This is a genomic window from Candidatus Aquicultor sp. (genome assembly GCF_054640775.1).
Map to the genome: position 1 here is coordinate 2,585 of NZ_JBTSLF010000022.1, position 22,104 is coordinate 24,688.

A 22,104-nucleotide genomic window follows, 5' to 3' on the forward strand; every position below is an offset into this window, starting at 1 on the left:
GGCGTTGCGGCTGTGGAGCTGGTCGAAAAAGGCGAATATGACCGCATGGTCGCCATAAAATGCAGTGAAGTCACATCGGTCCCGCTCGAGGAGGCTCTTACGGTTAGGCCGGTTGACGAACGGGTATTTAATATGGCGAAGATATTTTTCTAAAATAAGTGTGCAGAAGCCGGATTGAAGCGAAGCATGAAGCACCTTCCTTCTCAAATATGCACTGGCTTTTTGCAAGTTCACTAAGGCAAGAGAGGGGCGCGGCGACGCCCCTTTCTTTGCGTTTATTAGCCATTAGCGAGTAGAAAAATACTTGTAAATCTTAATGCCCTAATCGCTAATCGCTTTTCGCTACTCGCTAATTTACGCTGCCATAAGCCGTGGTTTCTCCGCTTCGAGGAAGCTTAAAAACCGGCGTACCCCATCCGACATCGGCATATCGGTGTTGTAGATGACGTAAAGGTTTCCCATAAGCGGGGAGACCTCTTTTATCTTTATCTCTTTGACCCTACCGAGGTCGAGCGCATCCTTCGCCGCTTTCCGCAGGACAAAACTCATGCCTGACCCGCTTTCAACCGCTTTGATAATCGCCGGGTAGGTGTCGAATTCGGCGACTACGTTGAGGTTATCGAGATCGATGTTATGGGTGGCGAGTACTTCGCGGTACCACATCCTCGTGGCCGAGCCGGGCTCGCGCAGGATGAAATCCTGCCCTTTAAGGTCGTTGATCGAAATCTCGTTTTTGTTTGCAAACGGATGGTTGGCCGGACAGATAAGGATAAGTTCGTCGAAGTTGTTCAGAAACGTTTCGGCGTGTACGTTGCTGTTTTCAAGCGACATACCGATAACACCGGCCTCAAGATCGCCGTTAATGACCTGCTCGAATACTTCCGAGCTATCGGAAATATCCACTTTAAGCTCGATACCGGGGTTTTGCTTCTCCCAATCGCCGATAAGCTGCGGCAGCAAGAACTCACCGGTATAGCTACTCGCACCGATGTTTACCACGTTTTTCATAAGGCTCCTCCTTGCGGATATAAACTTCTCTACGGAGCAGATTTTTCCCAGCTCGCCTTAAGATAAACGTGATAGATAGCTCTCGAGCCTATCGCATGCCTCGCTGATATGTTCAAGAGAATTGGCGTAGGAGAAGCGCAGATACCCCTCGGCGTTGCTGCCGAAGTCGATTCCGGGAGTTACCGCCACCAGGGCGTTATTGAGAATATCGAGGGCTAGTTTGTACGAGTCTGCCCCAAACTTCTTTGCGTTGGCAAGCACGTAAAACGCGCCGGTCGGCTCAACGGCGATGCCGAAACCGATTTCCCGCAAACGGGGGATAAGAAACTTTCGCCGCTCGTCGTAGGTGCGAACCATCCGGGCGATATCCCCGGCGGTTTCTTTCAGCGCGGCGATGCCGGCCCACTGCACGAAGCTGTTCGCGGAGATAAAAAGGTTTTGCTGCACCTTTTGCATGGGGCGGATGAATTCCTTGGGCGCAATGGCATAGCCCAGGCGCCACCCGGTCATCGCATAGAGTTTCGAAAAGCCGTTAAGCACGAACGCTTTGTCCGTAAATTCCAGGATGGAATGCTCTTTCCCCTCGTAGGAGAGGCCGTGATAGATCTCATCGGAAATAATATAAAGGTTCCCGTTTGCGTTTTTCGAGCGCGCGTCTGCTCTTGCTTCTACTATATCTGCGATCCTGCGCATCGACGGTTCCGAAAGCATGGTACCGGTCGGGTTGGAAGGGGAGTTTATTAAGATCGCTTTGGTCATGTCGTCAAGGGAGGACTCGATCGCTTCAGGCCGGTACTGAAAGCCGTCCTCCTCGTGGACATTGATAAAGGAGGGCTCACCGTCGGCGAATCGTATAAAATTGGGGTAACAGGCATATCCCGGGTTTGAGAGAATCACCTTTTCGCCGGGATTTAAGAGCGCCGCAAACACCAAAAGCACCGCGGGCGATGTGCCGGCAGTTACGATGACCTGCTCGGGGGAGACGGTAACGCCATACTTGTCATTGTAGTGCTCTACGATCGCCTCACGAAGCTCCAGCAGACCGAGGCTGTGCGTGTATTGTGTTTTATCGTCTTTAATTGCTCTGCAGCCGGCATTTTTCACAACCTGCGGTGTAGTAAAATCCGGCTCCCCGATCTCCATATGGATAACGTTTTTGCCCTGTCTCTCAAGTTCTTGCGCCTTCTCGTTTATCTCCATAACGATGAAGGGCGGCATATCGAGGGCACGTTTTGCAATCATGCGGTCTCCTAACCCGATTAATCTTTCTCATTATTGTATCCCTGTACCAACAACTGTACCAGATTTGGCCATGAGATGGGTAAACGTGCAAGACAAACGCGGGGCGATCGCCGGCCGGCTTAATCCGCCGCGATGACTCGTTTTAAACCGGTAAAGATGAATGGAGCCGGGTACATATAAGTATGTAATAGAACAGGAAATAGTTGAGGAAATAGTGGAAAGGGGGTGTTAAATATGGCAATGCGCAGGTTCGACCCGTGGCGTGACCTCATGAGGATGCAAGAGGACTTGAACAAGCTCTTTAGCAGGAGTGTTATGGCTGAACCGGAAGCAGAAGCATTCTGGGTGCCTTCTGCCGATATCTATCAGAAGGATAACAAGCTCATCGTAACGATGGATATTCCAGACGTTGATCCTGACGATATCGATATTTCGGTCGTCGACAATACCCTTAGAATCAAAGGTGAGCGCAAACACACCAAAGAGGCGAAGAAAGAAAACTACTATAGGTCGGAAAGGTTCTACGGTTCATTTGAGCGCATGATCGAGTTGCCGGTGCCCGTGAAGACGGAGGATGTCGAGGCGACCTACAAGGACGGTGTTCTGACCATCAACCTCCCGATCGCCGAGGAGAAAAAAGGCAAAGAGATAAAGATCAAAGCGGCATAAGCTGCTTCTGACTTGAAAATCCAAGGGGCTCTTTATGGGCCCCTTTTTTAGTCGACCATCGCGTTCTCTCTTTACGTCGACCGCCTGCAGCCCGATTATGTAAATGCACGGCTATTTTAAGTTAATGGTGTAATAGGTTACTCTAGTAACTATACGCCTACATGATATGGTGGAGCAAAAGTATGGCGAAGATTCTCATAATCGATGACGAACCGAATATCCAGGAGCTGGTGGGTTTTTGCCTCAGTAATGCCGGCTTTGAAGTAGTCTCAGCCATGAGCGCCGGGGAAGGGCTGGCACAGTTTAACGCAAATGAGCCCGATCTTCTGGTGCTTGATATTATGCTTCCCGGCGGCATGGACGGTCGCGATATTTGCCGCGAGGTGAGAAAGCGCTCGCAGGTACCGGTTCTCATGTTGAGCGCCCGTGACAGCAGCCTTGATAAAGTGCTCTTGCTTGAGCTTGGCGCCGATGATTACCTGACCAAACCGTTTGACCCGGATGAGCTTGTCGCCCGTGTGAGGGCCCTCTTGCGGCGCGCAACCTCTGTGCAGGCGCAAGAGTCTGCCACGCTTGTCTTTGGCGATCTTGCTCTCGATGCGGACAAGAGGGAAGTGCTTCTGGCCGGAACGACTGTTGAACTTACCGCAAAGGAGTTCGATATTCTTGCGATGTTAGCCAACAACCCGGGTCTCGTATTTTCTCGCGAGAAACTTCTCGAGAAGATATGGGGCTATGACTACTTCGGTGACCTTAGAACCGTGGATGTGCACGTGCGGCACCTCCGAGAAAAGCTTGACGAGGATACTGGTAATCCGCGCTTCATTGCCACTGTTTGGGGCGTTGGATACAAGTTTATCGGGAGGCGTTAGTGAGACTCACGCTTAAGCAAAAGCTCATCGCGTCGTTTATACTGGTATCTGCGCTGACCCTGGCATTCTCGTCGTTTTTATTCTACCGCGCCTGGCTCGACTACGCGGTTAAATCAAAGAAAGCCGAGCTTCTCAAACAGGGGAGAACCCTCGCGGTTACGCTGGCCTCACCTAGAAACGGTGCAGAGGAGTCGCGCTTGGTCGAGCCCATCATTCGCTACTCGGCCCAAATCACCGGCGCCAGGATTATTGTTAACGATTCATCGGGCAGGGTTCTTGCTGATTTTGGTAGAATAAATCTCTTGGCCCCGGAACAGTTACCGCAACCCGGTGCGGCAAACCGTCTCGGACAGCGGCCGGGACAGCTTCTGCGACCGCGGCCAAATCAACCTCTCGGTGCCACGCAGAACAAGGTCACACCTAATGAGGGGGGAAATCCGCCCCAACTGAACTCAGAAGTCGCCTATGCCTCCGTCCCGATAAATGGAGCTTCCGGCGGCAGGGTGCTTCTAGTCGCGGCGGTGCGGGATATTAAACGCGCACAGGGCCCGGCCTTCACCATACTGCTAACATCCGGCATCATCTCGTTTATTATCGCCTCTCTTGCCGGGCTGTATCTTGCGTTCACGTTGCTTCGGCCTTTGGATAGACTTAAGAAAGCCGTCCGTGACATGGGGCAGGGAAAACTCTTGCAGCAGGTTCCGGTGGAAACCGGGGATGAGGTCGGCGAGTTGCTTCTTGCGTTCAACGTTATGTCGAGAAAAGTGGATGCGGCCTATGCCCTGCAACGCGATTTCGCCTCAAACGCCTCTCATGAGTTGAAGACGCCGTTGACTTCGATCGAAGGCTTTTCCAAGGTATTGCTGGAGGGACAGGTTGCCGATGAGGAGCAGCAGCGTAAATATCTGAAAATAATCAACACCGAGAGCCGTCGCGTGGCCAAGATCGTCAACGATCTGTTGGCGATCGCCCGCATCGACGCAGGTACGTTTAAGGTTACTCCATCCGAGATCGACACGGAGGCGATGCTTGCGAACATTTGTGATAAGTTCACTCCCCTGGCCGAGAACAAGAGCATTACGCTCAGCATGAAACCTGAGCGCCTGTCGTTTGTAAGCGATGGGGCGATCATCGAGCAGATCATCGGTAATCTCGTTGAAAATGCGATTAAATATACCGGCGAGGGCGGTTCGATAGATGTTGCCGCCGAAGGTGCCGGCGCTCATGTATGCTTTAGAATAAAAGATACCGGTAGAGGAATAGCACCGGCCGACCAGCGAAAAATCTTCAACCGCTTCTACAGGACTGCTGACCCATCACCCGGCGTAAACCCCAATGGCGCCGGTGGAACGGGATTGGGTTTGGCTATTTGCTCCGAACTTACTAAAGTCCTTGGGGGAAAAATTGAGGTGTTGAGCGCTTCGGGGGCGGGTAGTGAATTCAGCGTATACGTGCCAAAGAAGCAGTAATGCACATCGGCCGGTAAAGCCGGCCGATGAATGGTTACGGTCCACTCGGCAGCGCTATACTAATCCAAGTAAAGATGGTGGCTAGTTCTCTGAGCGATGCCGTAATAACAGAGCAGCCAATACGGCGATATTGATAATCACGAATGCCGTAAAGCTGTACGAATAGGTACCGGAATTAACTAACGGCGTAGACGTTGCAAATTGCGTCATGGGCTGGATGATCATGGCGTAAAAGAGGCCGGCCGGCGTGATCACAAGAAGTAATAAAAGAACAATCGCAAAGGAGACCCCGCCAAAGAGTCTTGAGAGAAACACAAGATACTTCATCTGGCAGCACCTCCTTTCAAAGGGGCTACTAGCATCGTATGTCTACTATACTCTGCTCACCTCAATAGTACCCTAAACAAGTTATTGCCAAACGGTACATAATGACATTGAACGGCTCAAAGTTAGCAGTAAACGGTACTGGCGAAGCTGAAATACTCGTTGTGCTCAAAATCCATTGGCGGGCACGTAAAAACTCACCGTATATTTTGTTAATCCGCCTCCTGGGGCAAGACGGTATCCGGTATTATTGGGTAAGTGATATATCTCGCCCTATAAAGTAACTTTTGATAATGGTGGATTAATGCCTCATGAATAAGCGAAAGCTCGTTATTGCGATCATTGCAGTTATTGTGATGGTGCCGTTTCTTGCCTGGTTCTTTAACGTTGAGAACAATAGCCTCGAGCTGGTTACGTTTGAGCTTCATTTTAAGAAGCTTCCAGATAAGTTCGGCAACTACAGGATCGTGCAGATAACCGACCTTCATAACAAGGAGTTCGGCCCCAATCAACGCGATCTTGTTGCGATGGTGAAAAGCGCCAGACCCGATCTGATTGTGGTCACCGGGGACTTGATAGACCGGAAGCGTTACGGTAAGGGACCGAGCCTCTCTCTTTTAACTCAGCTCAAAAGACTTGCACCGGTATATTTCGTTACGGGTAACCACGAGTGGTGGTCGGGAAGGTTTGACGAACTCTCGCAGGATATCAAGAATGCCGGTGTCACGATTCTACAGAACCGCCACGTCGAAATCACGCGGGGCGGCGAGAGTTTATACCTGGTAGGAATCGACGATATCGCAAAGCAATATGGTATCAATCATGATGATCCGTTTGCGGAAGATCATTTTATAGGCGGTGAGCTTAACGAGGCGATGGCGGGGCTCTCAAGTAACGACTTTAAGATATTGCTCGCACATCGCCCAGAGAGGTTTCCTGTCTATGCTTTACACGGAGTGGACCTGGTATTTGCCGGGCATGCCCACGGGGGCCAAGTTCGACCGCCGTTTTCAGGTGCCATAGTCACCCCCGACCAGGGTTTTTTTCCAAATTACTCAGATGGTGTCTACCGGCAGGCTTCCTCAACGATGGTTCTTAGCAGGGGCTTGGGTGTTAGCACCATACCCTTCCGCCTGTTTTGTCTCCCCGAGGTTATCGTCGTGGTTTTAAAGAAATAGTTTAGGTGATCATGAAGCCTTGTGCTTGCATACCAACCGCATGTAACATTACCTAAGTATTGATTAATTATACGGAATAAGGCTATAATAGCATCTAGGCTTGACATAGGTCCCGGTGTATCGCGGACCGCCCGCAGAACCGGACCCTCGATGTAAGGGGGCCGGGTTTTTGTTTTTATAGCCAAGGGAGGGCTTGCCCCTCAGGGCACAACCGGCCAAATAGAGATATCAAATGTAAGACTAAGATCTAAAGTAGAGTTAAAGGAAGGGAATGCGCATGTCGGTTAAGAAACTGTCAAGATCAAAGACGATGGCGATTTTACTATCGTTGTCCTTGATGCTCCTGATGATTCCAATGGGCCTTTTTGCAACGGCTGACACTATCCCGGCGACGCCGGATAACGTCCCGGTGCAAAACCAGGAGGTGGTGTTAGATACCAGCAGTACTACGGGTTCTGTTGAAGCAACCCCAAGCGTTCCGGTACTGGCGGCGGTCACACCGATTAACTCGAGCAATACCCAGGCGGTTACAATCACAGGAACCGCTGACCCAACGACGACCGTTATTATCACAGCTGCGGACGAGGCCACGGGTAGTGTTGCCGTATCTGCCACAGCATCGGCCACCGGCTCGTTTAACGCGATGGTCGACGTCTCCAGTTTGAGGGATGGCGTAATCAAGTTCACCGCGGTCGCCAGGAGCGCAAACGGGATTACCAGCGATCCGAGTATGGCGGTTACCCAGGTGAAAGACACGGTGAGCCCAATAACCGGCAGCATCACCTCTCCCGCGCCGGACAGCATCGTGAATACCAGTACGCCGAAACTGCTCTTTAGCATTAGCGATGCCGATGTTTCGGGTGTTGTGGTAAAAGTCGACGATATCGCCGTTACGAAGAAGTCCGGCGACGCTCTGGACCCGCTTGCGGATGGCCAGCATAACGTAACTGTTGAGGTCATCGATGCGGCGAGTAATGCAAGCGTTGCTAGGTCAAACTTCACCGTAGATACGCACGCACCGGTCGTCACCATCACTTCTCCGGTGGCCGGCAGCACGACAAACACGACGACACCACAGCTTACCTTTACTGTGAGTGAAGGGACCGCGACCGTGCAGGTTGATGGCTCGGCAGTAGGCAAAAAATCCGGCGATAAGCTGGATGCACTCTCCAGCGGTTCGCACACTGTAAAGATTGATACTGTCGATACTGCGGGTAACGTGGGCTCGTCACAGGTGACCTTTACCGTCGATACAACGGGGCCTGTCGTGAGCATTACCTCTCCGGCATCAGGCAGTGTTATAGTTACCACCACACCGCAACTCGTTTTTACGGCCGGTGACGCGACCGGTACACCGGCGGTGCGGGTCGACGGGTCGCTCGTCGATAAGAAGTCGGGGGATAAGCTGGCCCCACTTACCGAAGGGACGCATACGGTCTCCGTTGAGGCAACCGATTCGATCGGCAATAAAGGCTCATCCCAGTCGACCTTTACGGTTACCACACACGCACCCGCGGTTGTGAGCACCGATCCGACGAGCACGGCAAACAACGTCGTGGTGAATAAAGATATCGTTATCACGTTTAGCGACGATATCCAGGAGGGCACGACGACCGCCTACTCCGGCATCGTGGTGACGTCTTCGACCAGCACGGCGGTCTCTATTACCAAGAGCATAAGCGGCAAAACGCTTACTATACACCCGACCTTCCCGCTGGCCTACGGCACATCGTATGCCGTGACTATTCCGGCCGGCGCAGTGAAAAATGCGGTCGGCTATGTGCTTGCCGGTACGTACTCGTTTAGCTTTACAACGCAGGCCAACCCGGCCGTGCCTGCTGCCCCCACGGGACTAAAAGTTGTCTCGAACAACGGTTTTATTTCATTGGCATGGGATGCGAGCAAGGATACGAGCGTTACCGGATACAACGTCTACAGAAAAGAAAAAGATGCGACAAGTACCCCCGTAAAGTTAAACAGTGCACAGGTGACCACGGCGCAGTACCAGGATAAGACCGCAAAGAAAGGTACGGTATATATCTACTATGTGACCGCGCTAAAAGCCGGCCTTGAGAGCCCGGTTTCCAACCAGGTTGAGGGGGCGCTTACCGTTACCCAGGGCAAAACAATAACCTGGCCGAAAGATGTTTTGGCCAGTGCGCCCAATGCAAAGGCTTTGAAAACCTACCTCACACGCGGCATATTTTCCACGGATGCCGATGGAAAGTTCCACCCGGACAAAGCCATTACCAGGGCCGAGTTCGCAAAAGCCATCTATTTCATGGTTGGGGGCAAGCTTATTAATCCGACGAAACCGGCTTTTCCGGATGTCGCTAAGACCAATTGGTCGTACCAATACGTCGAGCGGCTCAAGGCCCTGGGGATTATGATAGGGTACCCGAATAAGGCCTTCCGGCCCAACAACAGCATAACGAGAGCTGAGGTATCCAAGGTCGCGGCCTTAGTCCGGAAGCTTCCTTCCGCCACTACCAGTAAACTCAAAGATATCGGCTCATCCTGGGCCAAAGGGTTTATTAATTCTTGCGTGAAGGCGGGGTTGTTCAAGGGTAATTCCGATAACACCTTTAAGCCAAACGGCACCGTTACCCGGTCGCAAGCTGTCGATATTCTCGACTGGGTCGATAAGTAACAAGAGGGTAGCTCAAGAAAAAAGCGAACCCGTAGTATAGTATTGATATCTAGGGACTCAGGCATAAGGCCTGGGTCCCTTAATACATGTATAGTTTTTATGCTAAGAAACCTTAACACTTTCTTAAAACTTCTTTAACCCCCGCTTAAAACCTCTTACCGAAGATTATGGTAACACGATTGGAAAGGAGGTTTTAGTGATGAAAAGACTTATAAGTAAGGCTTTGGTAATTGCTATAGCTGCGGTAATCGTGGCCGGTGCAACCGCCGTGTTCGCAAATGCGGACGGGTCTCAAAACAACGGTAAGAACCCGGATGCCCCGCAAGGGTGGGCAGTCGGACAGCAGTTTGCCGATCCGGGCAATGGGCGGGGGCCCGGCAATGGACAAGGACCGGGTAATGGACAAGGACCGATGAGGCCTAGGCCGAATCTGGAGATCCCCGGGACTATTAAATCGGTGAGCGACACGAAGCTGGTCGTCGCAACCCGAAGGGGAGACGTCACCGTTGCGGTCGATGGGCAACTCAGAATCATCGAGGTGCGGAAAACCGTTGCTCCGGTTGGTGTAAAGGAAGGCCAGCATGTGCTTCTTGTCGGAAGACGGCTAGGAAACGCGTTAAAGATAAACGCGGTCGTCATTCATACCGGCATGCCGGATCTGCCCCAATACGAGACTTCGGCTACGCCCACTTCTGTTTAGTAAATTCTCCGAGCAAAGGGCCTCCATGCGGGGCCCTTTTTATTTTACACAACCGTTGCTATCGAGCCGGCGCCCCGTTTTTTCGTGACCTCGATACGGGCGGGGAAGAGCTCTTTGAGGTCTTCCAGGTGGGTTATGATGATAATCTTTTTGAAATCGTTTTGGATAGCGCTAATGGCCTCGATTAAGCGCTCTTTTCCTTCCTCATCCTGTGTGCCGAAGCCCTCGTCGATTACGAGCGTTTCCAGGCGGGCGCCGGAGCGGCGGGCGAGAAGTTTCGAGAGGGCGATGCGCACGGCAAAGTTTATCCTGAAGGCCTCGCCCCCCGAGAAGAGTTCATATTTTCTGTCGCCAAGCTCGCCATCGGTTATGATGAGATCCAGGGTCTCGATCACACCCCCGGTCCTTTGGTCCTTTTGTGTTACAAAGCGCAAGCTCATCTGCCCGGCGGTAAGTCTGTGCAGAAGGTCGTTTGCTTCTTCTTCGATCTCGGGGATGGTGTTTTCGATGATGAGCGCCTGGATGCCCTTTTTGCTGAAGATAAACGCGAGCTTGTCATTGATTTCCGCCTCACGCGCGACTTCTTTTCGCTCCTTAACAAGCTCTCCTTTTTTCTTTGCCTGTTTCTTGCAGGCATCGATTTTAGTCTGGGCGCCCGATCGCCGGTCAAGGACGGTCGCCTCGACCTCTTTTTTCGTTGTGAGCGCATCTTCGGCGGTCGCTATATCTTTGGTGACATCCCGCATGGCCGAGATCTCGCTCGAAAGTCCCTCGATCTTTTTCTTCTCATCCGCAAGCGCGTTCTGTTTGACTTCTTTTTGAGAGGAGAGGGTTGCGATGGTAGTTTCGGCTACCAGAATGTTCGCTTGCGCATTTTCAAGATTTGCCTTCAACTGCTCGTACTTTTGGAGGTCTCTAAGCCTCTGCTTGACCTTCTGGTGTTCGCTCGAAAAGTAGCCTAAAGCTTCTATTCCGGCTGATAGTTTTCGCAGCTGGGATTGCTCGTCATGCGCGAAGGCGCTCTGCATGAGTTTAAGGTTCAGCTCGTTGACCTGCATGGTTAATAGCGTTATCTCTTCCGATGCCTTCGCAAAAGCCTTCAGTTTCTCGGCAAGCTTTCCCTCGGCAATCTTGAGTTCGTCTTTACCCTTGATTTTTTCTCCGAGGGATTTCCCGGCAGTTGTCAGCGATTCAAGCTCGCGCTCCAGCCGTGCGGATTCGCTGCGGCCTGTATCGATTTGGGTCCTGATTGAAGCTATGTCACGCTCGACCCCCGTGCTGATTGCATGCCTTTCGTGGGCTTGGAGTGGTTTTTTGCAGAGGGGGCACGAGTCGTCGTCTTTTAAAAGGCTGCGCCGTTTTTCTTCTTCGGCAAGCTTTACCTCGAGAGCCTGAACCTTGGCATCAAGGCCAGCCTTTTTCTTTTGTACTTCGCTGTAGTTCTCGCGCATGGTGTTAAGTTCGGCTTCATACTTGTCAAACTCACCGAGCCTGACCTTGTTATTTAAAAGCGCGGCCTCGACGGATGAGCGCTGTGAGAGTTCTTTTTCAAGGGACGTTTTTCGCTCTGCGAGGTGTTTGAGATTTGACTCAAGCGAGGTTCGCGCCTGCTCGATCGCCAGTTTCACCGCGTTAAGATTCTTTTCAAGCGCCGTGTGCTGTTGCCCGGTAACCGAGAGTTCTTCCTCTTTTTTTCTAAGAGAGACAAGCTCGCCGTAGGCCGCCTCGATCTCATCACTCTTTGAGGTAAGCTCACGGGCCTTTAACGCGGTAAGCTCAAGGGCTTTAAGTTGCTCCTCGATCAAGGCGATATCCGCTTGAGCCAGCGCATAGCGCCCGTTAAGTTCGGTGAGTTGCGCGGCCTTCATATCAAAGACCGCCTTCTCCCCACGAAGTTTTACAATCGCGCCTTCGGCCGCCTTAATATCCTTTTGCAGCTCTTGCAGCCCGGCCGCCGCCTCTTTTAATTCCTGTTTATAAGCGGGGAGATGCTCGATCTCCTGGTCGATGTATGAGGTGCGCACATCGATATCTTTGAGGCGGTCGTTGAGCGCCTTGCGCTTTTCCTTGGCGAGTTCTTCAAGCTCGTCATAGATCGAGAGACCGAGTATCTCAGAGAGTATCTCTTTGCGCTCGTTCGCGCTTTTCACCATAAAGGTATCCGCATGCCCCTGCATGATAAAGGCCGAGTTGACGAAGGTCTCGTAATCCATCCGCAACACCTTATTGATACTTTCCTGCGTCGCGTTGAGGGTCTCGCCGGTCAAGGGGCGGGGCTCATCGCCATCCATTATCTGAAACTCGAGGCGCGAGACTCCCGTTTTGCCCTTGCGCGAACGCGAGCGGATAACCCGGTAGCGTTGCCCTTCAAGCTCAAATGCAAACTCCACCTGCATGTGGGGCTCTTTGTGGTGAATGAGGTCGTCGGTTCCGCTGCCGCGTTTGTCCACGCCCCGCGCTCTGCCCCAAAGCGCCCAGGTAATCGCGTCCAACAGCGAGCTTTTCCCATGCCCGTTCGGCCCACAGAGCACTGCCGTGTGGATGGATGAAAAACTAAGCGCGTCATCCATGTGTTTATAGCTCATGAAATTGGTTAGTCGCAGATCAACCGGTATCAAGTAGTTACGCCTTTCGTTGCGTCAGCTCGTCGATGAGTTTTTGGCCGTATTCTGTAAGTTCCGCCTGGCGCTCGAGGAGGTCTTCTCGCGTTTTGATATACTCGGTGAGCGCTTTGGCGGGGGTTTGGCTTTCGGTGAGATGGGGATTTCTGGCCCTTGTTTCCTCGCCCGTGGCTTCGACGGTGATGTAGGCGATGAAGTAAGCACCAGAAAGCGCTTCGGCAATCTCCTCTTTTCGCACCTGCTCTTTGAGCTTGGCCGGGACCTTTACGCGAACCCTTACCACGCTCTCCCCGAGATCGTGCTTCTCGCAAAGGGAGCAGACCTCGCCCGTCGGGTCGTCACTTTCGCATTCGATATCAAGCGTTACGAAGCGGCGAGCCGGCGTTTTGACGAACTCGTAAGTGGTCGCCCCCCGCACCAGGTCAATCAGGCAAAACCCCTTATCTTCCTTCTCCTCGCCAAAGTCCACGCGGTCGATGCTTCCCGAGTAGACGAGGTGGGGATAGGCCCCCTGGCTTACATCCTGGAATTTGTGGATGTGCCCGAGCGCGACGTAATCGAACTCGGGGCGCTGCAGGACGCTTGAGAGCAGCGTTATTTCGTTCCCGGCCAGGATGCTTCGCTCTTCATTGCCGACTTTTGCGTTTGAGATACTTAAGTGTGCGGTGAGTACCGCCGGGATGGTCGTATCCACTTGTGCGGCGAGATCTTCGACGAAGCTCTCGATGGTTCTCGTCATGAGGTCGTTCAGCTCTGTCAGCGTTTTATCCTTGTACTCGAGGTCCTGGTCTTTAAGGCTTGCGACCAGGCGGCTCCGCGAGAAATGGGGAAGGGTTGCAATTTGCGCCGGGCCTTGTTTGGTCTCTAAGGTAAAAAGCTCGGGCGAGCGCGCTACGTGAACGCCATCGATCTCAAGCGCATCATAGACCGCAAGCGAGTGCGCCTGCTTATCTAGATTGGGGAGGTCGTGGTTGCCGACAAGAAGCACGACTTTTATACCTTCTTTTGTCAGGCGCCGGACGACGCGGGCAAATTCGCGCTGCAGGGTCGGGTTGGGCTTCTGGTTGCGAAACGCATCGCCGGCAAATACCACGAGCGCGACGTCTTCTCGCACCGCCGTCTCAACCAAAAAGTTCAGCGACTTCAAGAAATCGATCACCCGCTGATTGAGCCCGGTCTTGGAGTCAACCCGCCCGTAGTTCTCCATCCCGAGGTGTAAATCCGCAAAATGGATGACCTTGATGCCGTGTGCTTGCCGTTTAGTCGAAGACGATTTCGTCATCGCCGAACACCTTCGCCTTCAAATCATCAACTGCCTTTCGGCGCTCGATTTCGTCTCCAATTGCCCCCACACCGATGCCCACTTCGTTGCAGAACCGCCCGTAATCTTTGGCGTCTATCACCATCGGCATCGGGAGCGCAAAGCCGGTAAGCAGAAACTGCCTGGGTTCCAGGTTATTGATGAGCACCTTAAGCGTGCCCTGGCTGGGTAGCCCCGTTAGGACAGCGTTGATATCGCGTTCGTCGCCAAGATCGCCGACAATGCGTGTGCCGACCTGTGAAAGTATCTCGTCGTCGATGCCGCTCGGGCGCTGGTCGATCAAGAGCAACACCATATTATATTTTCGCATCTCGCGGGCGATTATCCCGAAGGTAGTTTGCTTCGCTACCTGTGGGTCGAGGAACTTGTGGGCCTCTTCGATGGTAACTACCAGCGGTTTTGGTCCTTCCAGACAATCGGCTCGGGCGCTGTCGGTTTTATCCACATAGAGCCTGTGCAGCCTGCGCGTTAAGATATTTGCGACGAGGATGTAGGCGAGCATCGAGTTGTAGCGCCCGAATTGAAACACGATGTGCTTGCCGTCCTGGATAAAATCCATAATCCGGGCGACCGTATCATCGGCCACCGAGTTTTTAATAAAGGGCAGTCTCTTGAGCCCGCTTAAGCACCGGTGAAGTTTGCCGAGCGCCTGGTCGTTTACCTTGAGGTCCTCGACCACACCGGCGAACTCATCGGTATCCATCGCCAAAAACTTTGCCAGCCATTTATCTTCGCCCCATTTATCCGAGAGGCGATACATCGTCTCAATACCGGCCTGCGTGAGCCCTAGCTCGCCCGCGGCAAGCTCGAGGTCGGCTATTTCTATCAAGCTGTACGGTATCTGCACGTCGAAATCGGGGCGAATCCTTTTATAGAGAGGCGAATCCTTGTCGACCGTAAATATCGCGATTTTGCCGCCCAAGAGTTGCTTGAGGCTGGGGTCATCGAGACCGGCCTCGCTGGTCGCGCTCCAGCCGTACTCGCCGTGCATGTCGAATATGAGGTTGATCGCCATATCGCTTTTAACGAGATAGCCGAGGACCATGCGCGCAAGCACGCTCTTGCCCGAGCCGCTCTTGCCGAAGATAGCGTTGCTTCGCTTGCAAAACCGCTCCAGATTAAGGCACACCGGAACGTCCATAAAGATGGGCGAGCCGATTTCGGGATTGGTGATACCCGGTTTGCCGAATATGAGGGCCACATCGTCTTCAGTGGCCTCGCAGACGGGGGAGAAGTGCGGCGGCACCGTTGTCGAGGGGCGCGGCCGGTCTTCGTCCGTGGGGTTTTGCGCCGTGATAAGCATCGGCTGGATCGAGAGTTTATAGAATGTATTTACCCCGGCGTGCACGAGCTTTGCGAAGTCGTCGCTTGGCGGGTTTAAGAGGATATCTTCGTTAGTCGCCTCAAGGGAAACGTCCTTGAGCAGACAAAAGAACTTATTCTCGATACCGTTGACTACCACAAGCCTGCCGACCGAGACGCCTTCTACGTTTACGTTCTCTGCGAGCTTTGCCTCGAGACCGGAGAGGAGCGAGCCGGCTATCAGTTTACCGATTTCTTGCGCCTTACCCGACATCGCTTATCCTCCTAATAATGCTGCGCGCCTTTTCATACTCGTCTTTAAGCAGTTGGGCGATCGTTTGTCCGGCCCTCACGAGAAACGCCCGGTCGTTGTCCCGCTCGGCGTAGGCCAGGCGGATCGAGGCCGCGACAAGCTCCTCGACCGGAATGCCGGGGAGCGCGTTGACGCTTCGGATGAACTCCAGATCTTCGGTTATATCTATGACCTCCCGGCTCTCGCAGGGGTAGACGAAGCTGTGGATTCTTGGAGGAAACGGTGGAAGATATGCCCTGATACCTGCGCCGTCGCTAAAGCCGACGACCGCCGCGTCGAACTCGATCTTTAAGAATTCGGGCAAATACGGATGCTGTCTAAGAAGCTCTTCACGTTCAAGCCCTAAGGCCATCGGCCGGCGGTTCGGGTCGGTATTCACCTCGTGGACGTTGTAGACGAGCCCATAGATGCTTATGCCCTGGCTCTCCGCTTTTACGAAACTGCCAAAATGCGGCAGGTCGCTCAGCCCGTAGCTTTGCGCCAAAAACCTGGTCGTATAGACCTCGATTATTTCTCCAATTCGTTCAGCCATTTATATGAAGCCTCCCTTTTTTCGAAGGGCTTTTCGGGATTCTGCCGCCGGGATACCGTTTTTAACGAATATTTGGAAGATAAGCTGGTCGAACGAACGCTTATCAGCCGATTTCACCACCGCCTGCTCGTGGGCCTCGGCCACCGCTACGGGGTATCCCGAGCCCTTAACCGCCTGATCAAGGCAGATGGCATGTACCAGACCAACCGCATTCTTATCACGAGCGACCCACATTGGCACCTCGACACGGGCGATCTCTTTGCCGATGTTTATGTAGAAGAACGCGACGCCTTCATCACCATACTCCTTATAGGCGTCCAGAATCTCTGATGTGCTTATAAATAGGGAAGAGCGCTCGCCATCGCCAAGAAGGCGGCGGAACAGTCCGGCGTCCGTGACTCCATCTATTTTATCACAGGGCAGCGCCCCGTCACAGGAGGCCGCCTTGTACGGGCACTCTTTGCAATTGACCGTCTCGCTCGGGCACAGGCTTACCTTAAGCGAGTTGACAACATCGGAGCTTCCCGGGGAGCTAATATAGCCCACGACCGGTACTTTGACTTCTTTGCCTACCGATATCAGCTGCATAAACGATAAAAACGCCTGCTGCTTTAAGTCTGCGGTCCCGAGTTCTTTAAGTCGTTTCGGGTTGGCTTCGATGTTCCAGAGGATGAGCGTGCCGTCGACCACCGCCACCGCCGGCGTCTGCCCGCATTCCTCGATCATCGCTTTAAGCGATTCATGCTCCATCTTTTGCCTGAGCGCGGCGAGCACCTGCCCCGAGACCTCGCGCTCTTCACCCCCGAAGCGGCGTTTGATATCCCGCTCCTCAAAAAAGAGGCTGGGCTCGCTCTCCATTTTATATCCTAAAAAATCCCCATAGCCGATTTTCACCTTGCCTACGTTAATGAGGAGGGCGGGGTGGGGGCTGTGGCGGTCGGGGTTTATCTGCGAGCCGTCCGTCGAAAGGATGGTATGCGATTCGGGACACGCTCCCGGCGCAACCGGCTTGAATGGCGCCTCATCCGTAGGGATGGCGATGAGCCACGAGGCGTTTGCCCGCTCCATCTTATCTCTGAACGCCTGGGGGTCTCCCGAGACGTTTTGTACCTGGCCCTCAGCAACCCTCAAGGCTTCTGCCAGGTCATTTGACCTATTTTGTTGGTACGTTCCAAGCGCTGAAATCTGTTTGTAAAGCTTATTTATGTCTAACAAGCGTAACCACCCCCGAACAACCGTTCGATATTATTCTACCAAAAGGTTAGGCGTCTGTGAAGGGGAAGTGGAAAATACTCGGCGTGAAAACATGCCAAAGCTCCGCAGGTATCGTTTGTTCAACTATGCGTATGCTGCTATCATAATAACCCAATAAGTAAACATGCGTGCGTTTTGGGAGGGGTACAAATGTTTGGTACTGGGCCATCTGAAATCGGAGTATTGCTAGTAACTACGGTAATTGGACTTCTAACTGCAATTATACCGCTGGCCATTCTAATCTGGCTTGTCGTAAGTATTCAAGGCATGAAGAAAAGTCTGCGTGCCATCGAGGGAAAGCTGGGCACAGCAAGCCCCACCAGCCAAGAAAAAATGGATTAACTCCATATCACATCCAATAAAATGCTCTCATCCATAATTCGCTGGCTTTAGTTTTGGGCAAGTATAGAATGTGCGCGAAGGCTCGCGCACAAGGAAGTGCTTTGCTCAGGTTATCTACCGATCCGGGAGGGTGAGATGGCATATATTGTTGAGTTTAACGAAGTCGGGAAAAACGACGTGTCGTTGGTCGGAGGAAAAGGGGCCAACTTGGGTGAGATGACGAGGGCGGGTTTGCCGGTGCCGCCTGGTTTTATCGTTACATCGATCGCCTACTATAGCTTTCTTGATATGGCCGGCATACGGGATAAGATGGCTCAGGTTCTAAGCCATCTCGATTACAATAACAACCAGTCGCTCGATAGGGCGTCTGACACGATTAAGTACCTCATAACATCCGCCCAAATGCCGAATGACATCGCGAACGATACTAAAAGAAATTACCGCCGGCTTTCAGGGCCCAATGATATATACGTGGCCGTTCGCTCATCGGCGACCGCCGAAGACTTGCCCAAAGCTTCGTTTGCCGGGCAGCAGGCTACGTTTTTGAATATCAAAGGGGAGGATGCGGTGGTCGATGCGGTGAAGCGTTGTTGGGCGTCGCTCTTTGAGGCCCGCGCCATCTTTTACCGGCACGACCAGGGATTCGACCACTTCAAAGTCGGGATAGCGGTTCCCGTGCAAAAGATGGTCGAGTCCGAGCAAAGCGGCGTTATGTTTACCGTTGAGCCCCTGACAAACGACCGCGACAAGCTTGAGATCGAAGCGATCTACGGCCTTGGGGAGGCTATCGTCTCGGGCGAGGTTACCCCTGATCTTTACCTTGTCAGAAAATCCGACCTTACAATACTGGATAAAAAGATCGCCAGACAAACCTGGAAGTTGATGCTCAAAAATGGAAAAAATCAGCACGTGGATGTACCGGAAGAGCAGCAAAACCAGCAGAAGTTGACCGATGACGAGCTAGTAAAATTGGCCCAATATGGAATGACGCTCGAGGACCATTATAACTTCCCACAGGATGCCGAGTGGGCTGTCGAAGGGGGCACTATTTACCTGGTGCAGACCAGGCCTATCACCACGCTTGCGCCAGCGGAAGCGCCACCGCAAGCCCCGGCACCTGAGGTAAAAGCGAAACCGGCCGGCGAAGTAATTCTTGAGGGCATCGCCGCCTCGACGGGTATGGCTTCGGGGGCGGTAAAAATCGTCCACGGGAAAGAGGATTTGGGCAAAGTGCAGGAGGGGGACGTACTGGTCGCCCAAATGACGAACCCCGATTTCGTTCCGGCGATGCGCCGTGCGGTTGCCATCGTTACCGATGCGGGCGGTCGTACCTCGCATGCGGCGATTGTAAGCCGCGAGATCGGCATCCCATCGGTCGTCGGCACGGGCAAGGCCACGCAAGTGCTTCAAGACGGTGAGGCGATTACCGTGGATGGTGCGCGGGGTATCGTCTACTCGGGTGAAGTCAAGGCTAAGACGCTTCCCGAAAAGCGCGCCGAGGAGGCGGTCTCAGTCACGGTCGGCGCTCCTGTGACCGCGACCAGGATCTATGTGAACCTGGCCGAGCCCGATCTGGCCGAGCAAACGGCGGCGCTGCCGGTCGACGGCGTGGGTCTTTTGCGCGCCGAGTTCATGATCGCGGGCATGGGCGTGCATCCCAGAAAATTCATCGACGAGGGGCGCCAGCAGGAATTCACCGATAAACTCGCCGATGGGCTGCGCACCTTCGCCCAGGCCTTTTACCCGCGCCCCATTGTCTATCGCACGAGCGATTTTAAGACGAACGAGTATCGTGAACTCGAAGGCGGCGAGAAATACGAACGGCAGGAAGCCAACCCCATGATCGGCTATCGCGGCGCCTCACGCTACGTTAAAGAGCCCGACGAATTTAAGATGGAACTCAATGCGATCAAAAAGGTGAGAAACGAATGGGGGTTGAAAAACCTTTGGGTCATGCTGCCGTTCGTCCGCACGATAGCCGAGCTTCAGGATATCCAAAAACTCATGCAGGATAACGGCTTGCGCCGCTCCGCTGATTTTAAACTCTGGATCATGATAGAAGTGCCCTCAACCGTCTTTTTAATCGATGAGTTCTGCCAAGCGGGAATCGACGGCGTCTCCATCGGCTCAAACGACCTCACCCAGCTCATCTTGGGGATAGACCGCGACTCGGAAGTACTCGCCCCCGAGTTCGACGAGCGAAACCCGGCTGTAATGAAGGCGATGTTCGAGGTGACCGAGACCTGCCGCCGCTACGGCGTGACCTCGTCGATCTGCGGGCAAGCCCCCTCAAGCTATCCCGAGATCACCGAAGCCCTGGTCGAACACGAAATCACCTCGGTCTCGGTCAACCCCGATGCGGTGCTGCAAACCAGACGGCTTGTCGCCTCGGTAGAACAGAGGATGATCCTCGAAGTGCTTGAGAAATTAAGGGAACAGGGGAGAGCCGCCTAAGTTTGTTTATGCGGCAGCAGCTTCCTTAGCTCGATCTTAAGCTCTTCCGGCGGGTAGTAGTGCCACCCCTGGAAGGCGTCTATCCCAATTTCGTCGCGTTGTTCTCGAGGGGCGAACCAGATACCCAACTGGACCCCATCGTTATAATAAAGAAAAATGCGATATTCCTCCTGTCCAATGGAGGCGCCTTCGTATGTTCCTTTGTGGCCGACGGATTTTTCGAGCAGGGAGACAAAGTGCTTTATATCCTCAGGTCTGCTTAACGTGGCCGAAGCCTCCCATCCATGCTCACCGTGCCAGCCGGCGATCTCGATCCGATTCAAACCGGTGAAATGAAGCGGGTCGCGCGTCAATCCATCCGGGTAAAAGGCATAGCGCTCCTTAAGAGAAACGACCCCGGGCATATATCCGGCTAAGCTTAGAAATGCTCCGGTTAACGAGCCTTTCTTGTCACACAAGAAGCTTGCCGTTACAGTGCGCTCATTGGATTGACACTGTTCTTTTAAGGTGTAGTAAAACACCGTGAGCTGCTTGCCTCGACTCTTGCCTAGATCCAGCCCTACTTGCTTTGATGCGGTATCGAATAGCTCAGAAAACTGCTTACTAAACACAACCTGAGCGACCTGCTTATCCCAAATCTGTGGCTCTCCAACTGGGTGCAGGTTATAGCGCTTCATCATAGTTCTCGCTTTTTTATCTGCTGATTCGACGACAGCCCTTGTTTTGCTATCCGCAAATGCAACTGTATAGCTTAGTCTGGCGCGGGGTGGCTTACTCTTGTTTGTCTGCCCGGAGCAGGCGTTTAGGGCAGAAACAGTAAGGAGCAAACTCACGCTCAGACATATGAATCCGTAAGTCTTTTTTATTCTAGAGCGGCCTTTCAAACAATTTGACGGTGAACTAACGTAATAGTTCCACATAAGCATAACAATTCCTTGAAAACAACCAGGGGGGCTTATCTAATGCTGGATTTGTTCGCCGCCTGGCGCCTCGCCGAGGCTCATTTCATCAAGGCGTTTGATGCGTTCTTCGATCGGTGGGTGGGTGGAGAAAGCCGCGCTGAAGCGCCCGGCAACGCCGCCCTCCGTCCGCAGGGGGTTTATGATGTAAAGGTGTGCGGTCGCCTCGTTTGCGGTGCGAAGGACGTGTTCGTCGGCGGCAAGTTTGCGAAGTGCGCTGGCCAGCCCCGGGGGATAGCGGGTGAACATGGCGCCCTGGGCGTCGGCCAGGTACTCACGGTTTCGCGAGAGGGCAAGGCGCAAGAGCTGGGCTGCAATCGGGGCAAGCACGATCAGGATAAGACCGATAATCGCGATGATCGGCCCCAGGTTGCGGTCGCGCCCACGTCTCAGGCCTCCCCAGAAGAGGCTGTTTCTAAGAAAGCCGGTTAAAAGAAATACCGAGCCTACCAGGACTACGGCAAGGGTGGAGAGCTTGATATCGTAATCGGCGATGTGGCTCATCTCGTGGCCGATCACGCCCTCTAGCTCGAGCCTGTCCATCATCCCCAAGAGGCCTGTCGTGACCGCGATCGCCGAGTGCTCGGGGTCGCGCCCTGTGGCGAAGGCGTTCGGCGCAGGATCATCGATTACGTAAAGCGCGGGCATGGGAAGCCCCGCGGCGATCGAGAGACCCTCCACTGTGTTGTAGAGATAGGGGAACTCTTTTTTTTCAGCCGGCCGGGCGCCGCTGACGGCAAGCACGATCCGGTCGCTATAATAATAACTGCTATAGCTCATGACAAGTGCGATGATAAGCGCGATGATAACGCCGCTGTATCCAAGGTACGTGAGCTGGCCGAAGACATATCCTAAAAGGACCACGAAGAGGATAAACCCGAAGATCAAAAGCCA

General features: G+C 53.2%; 18 protein-coding genes and 1 pseudogene. 9 read left to right on the plus strand and 10 right to left on the minus strand.

The features are described 5' to 3' along the window. Nucleotides 1-153 (plus strand): annotated as a pseudogene (locus tag ACYC56_RS03345) (6-phosphofructokinase); the annotation flags it as partial. 201 nt (nt 154-354) lie between these two features. Here ACYC56_RS03345 and ACYC56_RS03350 read toward each other — a convergent pair. Continuing rightward, a complete protein-coding gene (locus ACYC56_RS03350) occupies nt 355-1,008 on the minus strand; it encodes a LysR substrate-binding domain-containing protein (RefSeq protein ID WP_461372765.1) in 654 nt (217 codons plus the stop codon). A gap of 57 nt (nt 1,009-1,065) precedes the next feature. Then, the gene (locus ACYC56_RS03355; RefSeq protein WP_461372766.1) at nt 1,066-2,250 is read right to left on the minus strand and encodes a pyridoxal phosphate-dependent aminotransferase; all 1,185 of its coding nucleotides are present in this window, start codon (nt 2,248-2,250) and stop codon (nt 1,066-1,068) included. 234 nt (nt 2,251-2,484) lie between these two features. Between ACYC56_RS03355 and ACYC56_RS03360 the strand changes: the two genes are divergently transcribed. The 3 genes from ACYC56_RS03360 to ACYC56_RS03370 all read left to right on the plus strand — a co-directional run bounded on the left by ACYC56_RS03360 (nt 2,485) and on the right by ACYC56_RS03370 (nt 5,260). Then, on the plus strand, nt 2,485-2,919 hold the full coding sequence (locus ACYC56_RS03360; RefSeq protein ID WP_461372767.1) for an Hsp20/alpha crystallin family protein: 435 nt from the start codon (nt 2,485-2,487) through the stop codon (nt 2,917-2,919). Between the two features lie 182 nt (nt 2,920-3,101). Then, a complete protein-coding gene (locus ACYC56_RS03365) occupies nt 3,102-3,791 on the plus strand; it encodes a winged helix-turn-helix domain-containing protein (protein ID WP_461372768.1) in 690 nt (229 codons plus the stop codon). Beyond that, nucleotides 3,791-5,260 carry a sensor histidine kinase gene (locus tag ACYC56_RS03370; RefSeq protein WP_461372769.1) on the plus strand — a complete coding sequence of 490 codons (1,470 nt, stop codon included), beginning with the start codon at nt 3,791-3,793 and terminating at the stop codon, nt 5,258-5,260. Before ACYC56_RS03365 ends, ACYC56_RS03370 begins: the two co-directional genes overlap by 1 nt. A gap of 81 nt (nt 5,261-5,341) precedes the next feature. Here the strand turns inward: ACYC56_RS03370 and ACYC56_RS03375 are convergent, their stop codons facing one another. After that, nucleotides 5,342-5,587 carry a hypothetical protein gene (locus tag ACYC56_RS03375; RefSeq protein WP_461372770.1) on the minus strand — a complete coding sequence of 82 codons (246 nt, stop codon included), beginning with the start codon at nt 5,585-5,587 and terminating at the stop codon, nt 5,342-5,344. Between the two features lie 308 nt (nt 5,588-5,895). Between ACYC56_RS03375 and ACYC56_RS03380 the strand changes: the two genes are divergently transcribed. From ACYC56_RS03380 to ACYC56_RS03390, 3 genes are all read left to right on the plus strand, one after another. Then, nucleotides 5,896-6,762 (plus strand): metallophosphoesterase, encoded by an 867-nt coding sequence (locus tag ACYC56_RS03380; RefSeq protein ID WP_461372771.1) that lies wholly within the window; start codon nt 5,896-5,898, stop codon nt 6,760-6,762. A gap of 277 nt (nt 6,763-7,039) precedes the next feature. Further along, the gene (locus tag ACYC56_RS03385; protein ID WP_461372772.1) at nt 7,040-9,412 is read left to right on the plus strand and encodes an S-layer homology domain-containing protein; all 2,373 of its coding nucleotides are present in this window, start codon (nt 7,040-7,042) and stop codon (nt 9,410-9,412) included. 199 nt (nt 9,413-9,611) lie between these two features. After that, entirely contained in the window at nt 9,612-10,112 is a 501-nt protein-coding gene (locus ACYC56_RS03390; RefSeq protein ID WP_461372773.1) for a hypothetical protein, read from the plus strand. 44 nt (nt 10,113-10,156) lie between these two features. Here ACYC56_RS03390 and ACYC56_RS03395 read toward each other — a convergent pair whose 3' ends face one another. The 5 genes from ACYC56_RS03395 to ACYC56_RS03415 are packed head-to-tail and all read right to left on the minus strand — an operon-like array spanning nt 10,157 to nt 17,416. Then, nucleotides 10,157-12,730: an AAA family ATPase gene (locus ACYC56_RS03395; protein WP_461372774.1), complete on the minus strand. Its 2,574-nt coding sequence runs from the start codon at nt 12,728-12,730 to the stop codon at nt 10,157-10,159. A 4-nt stretch (nt 12,731-12,734) separates the two neighbouring features. Next, nucleotides 12,735-14,015, minus strand: coding sequence for a metallophosphoesterase family protein (locus tag ACYC56_RS03400; RefSeq protein WP_461372775.1), 1,281 nt, complete (start codon nt 14,013-14,015; stop codon nt 12,735-12,737). After that, nucleotides 13,993-15,630 carry an ATP-binding protein gene (locus tag ACYC56_RS03405; protein WP_461372776.1) on the minus strand — a complete coding sequence of 546 codons (1,638 nt, stop codon included), beginning with the start codon at nt 15,628-15,630 and terminating at the stop codon, nt 13,993-13,995. The genes ACYC56_RS03400 and ACYC56_RS03405 overlap by 23 nt, the downstream gene beginning before the upstream one ends. Next, on the minus strand, nt 15,620-16,201 hold the full coding sequence (locus ACYC56_RS03410) for a hypothetical protein (RefSeq protein WP_461372777.1): 582 nt from the start codon (nt 16,199-16,201) through the stop codon (nt 15,620-15,622). The genes ACYC56_RS03405 and ACYC56_RS03410 overlap by 11 nt, the downstream gene beginning before the upstream one ends. After that, the gene (locus ACYC56_RS03415; protein ID WP_461372778.1) at nt 16,202-17,416 is read right to left on the minus strand and encodes a DNA double-strand break repair nuclease NurA; all 1,215 of its coding nucleotides are present in this window, start codon (nt 17,414-17,416) and stop codon (nt 16,202-16,204) included. 189 nt (nt 17,417-17,605) lie between these two features. Between ACYC56_RS03415 and ACYC56_RS03420 the strand changes: the two genes are divergently transcribed. Together ACYC56_RS03420 and ppsA are read left to right on the plus strand one after the other, a co-directional pair. Then, nucleotides 17,606-17,797, plus strand: a complete 192-nt coding sequence (locus tag ACYC56_RS03420; protein WP_461372779.1) for a hypothetical protein — start codon at nt 17,606-17,608, stop codon at nt 17,795-17,797. A gap of 135 nt (nt 17,798-17,932) precedes the next feature. After that, nucleotides 17,933-20,251, plus strand: coding sequence for a phosphoenolpyruvate synthase (gene ppsA / locus ACYC56_RS03425; RefSeq protein ID WP_461372780.1), 2,319 nt, complete (start codon nt 17,933-17,935; stop codon nt 20,249-20,251). Here ppsA and ACYC56_RS03430 read toward each other — a convergent pair. Further along, nucleotides 20,248-20,931, minus strand: a complete 684-nt coding sequence (locus ACYC56_RS03430) for a hypothetical protein (protein ID WP_461372781.1) — start codon at nt 20,929-20,931, stop codon at nt 20,248-20,250. The two genes, ppsA and ACYC56_RS03430, sit on opposite strands and share 4 nt — an antisense overlap. Nucleotides 20,932-21,210: 279 nt before the next feature. Beyond that, the coding region (locus ACYC56_RS03435; protein WP_461372782.1) for a M48 family metalloprotease at nt 21,211-22,104 on the minus strand (894 nt) is incomplete at its 5' end.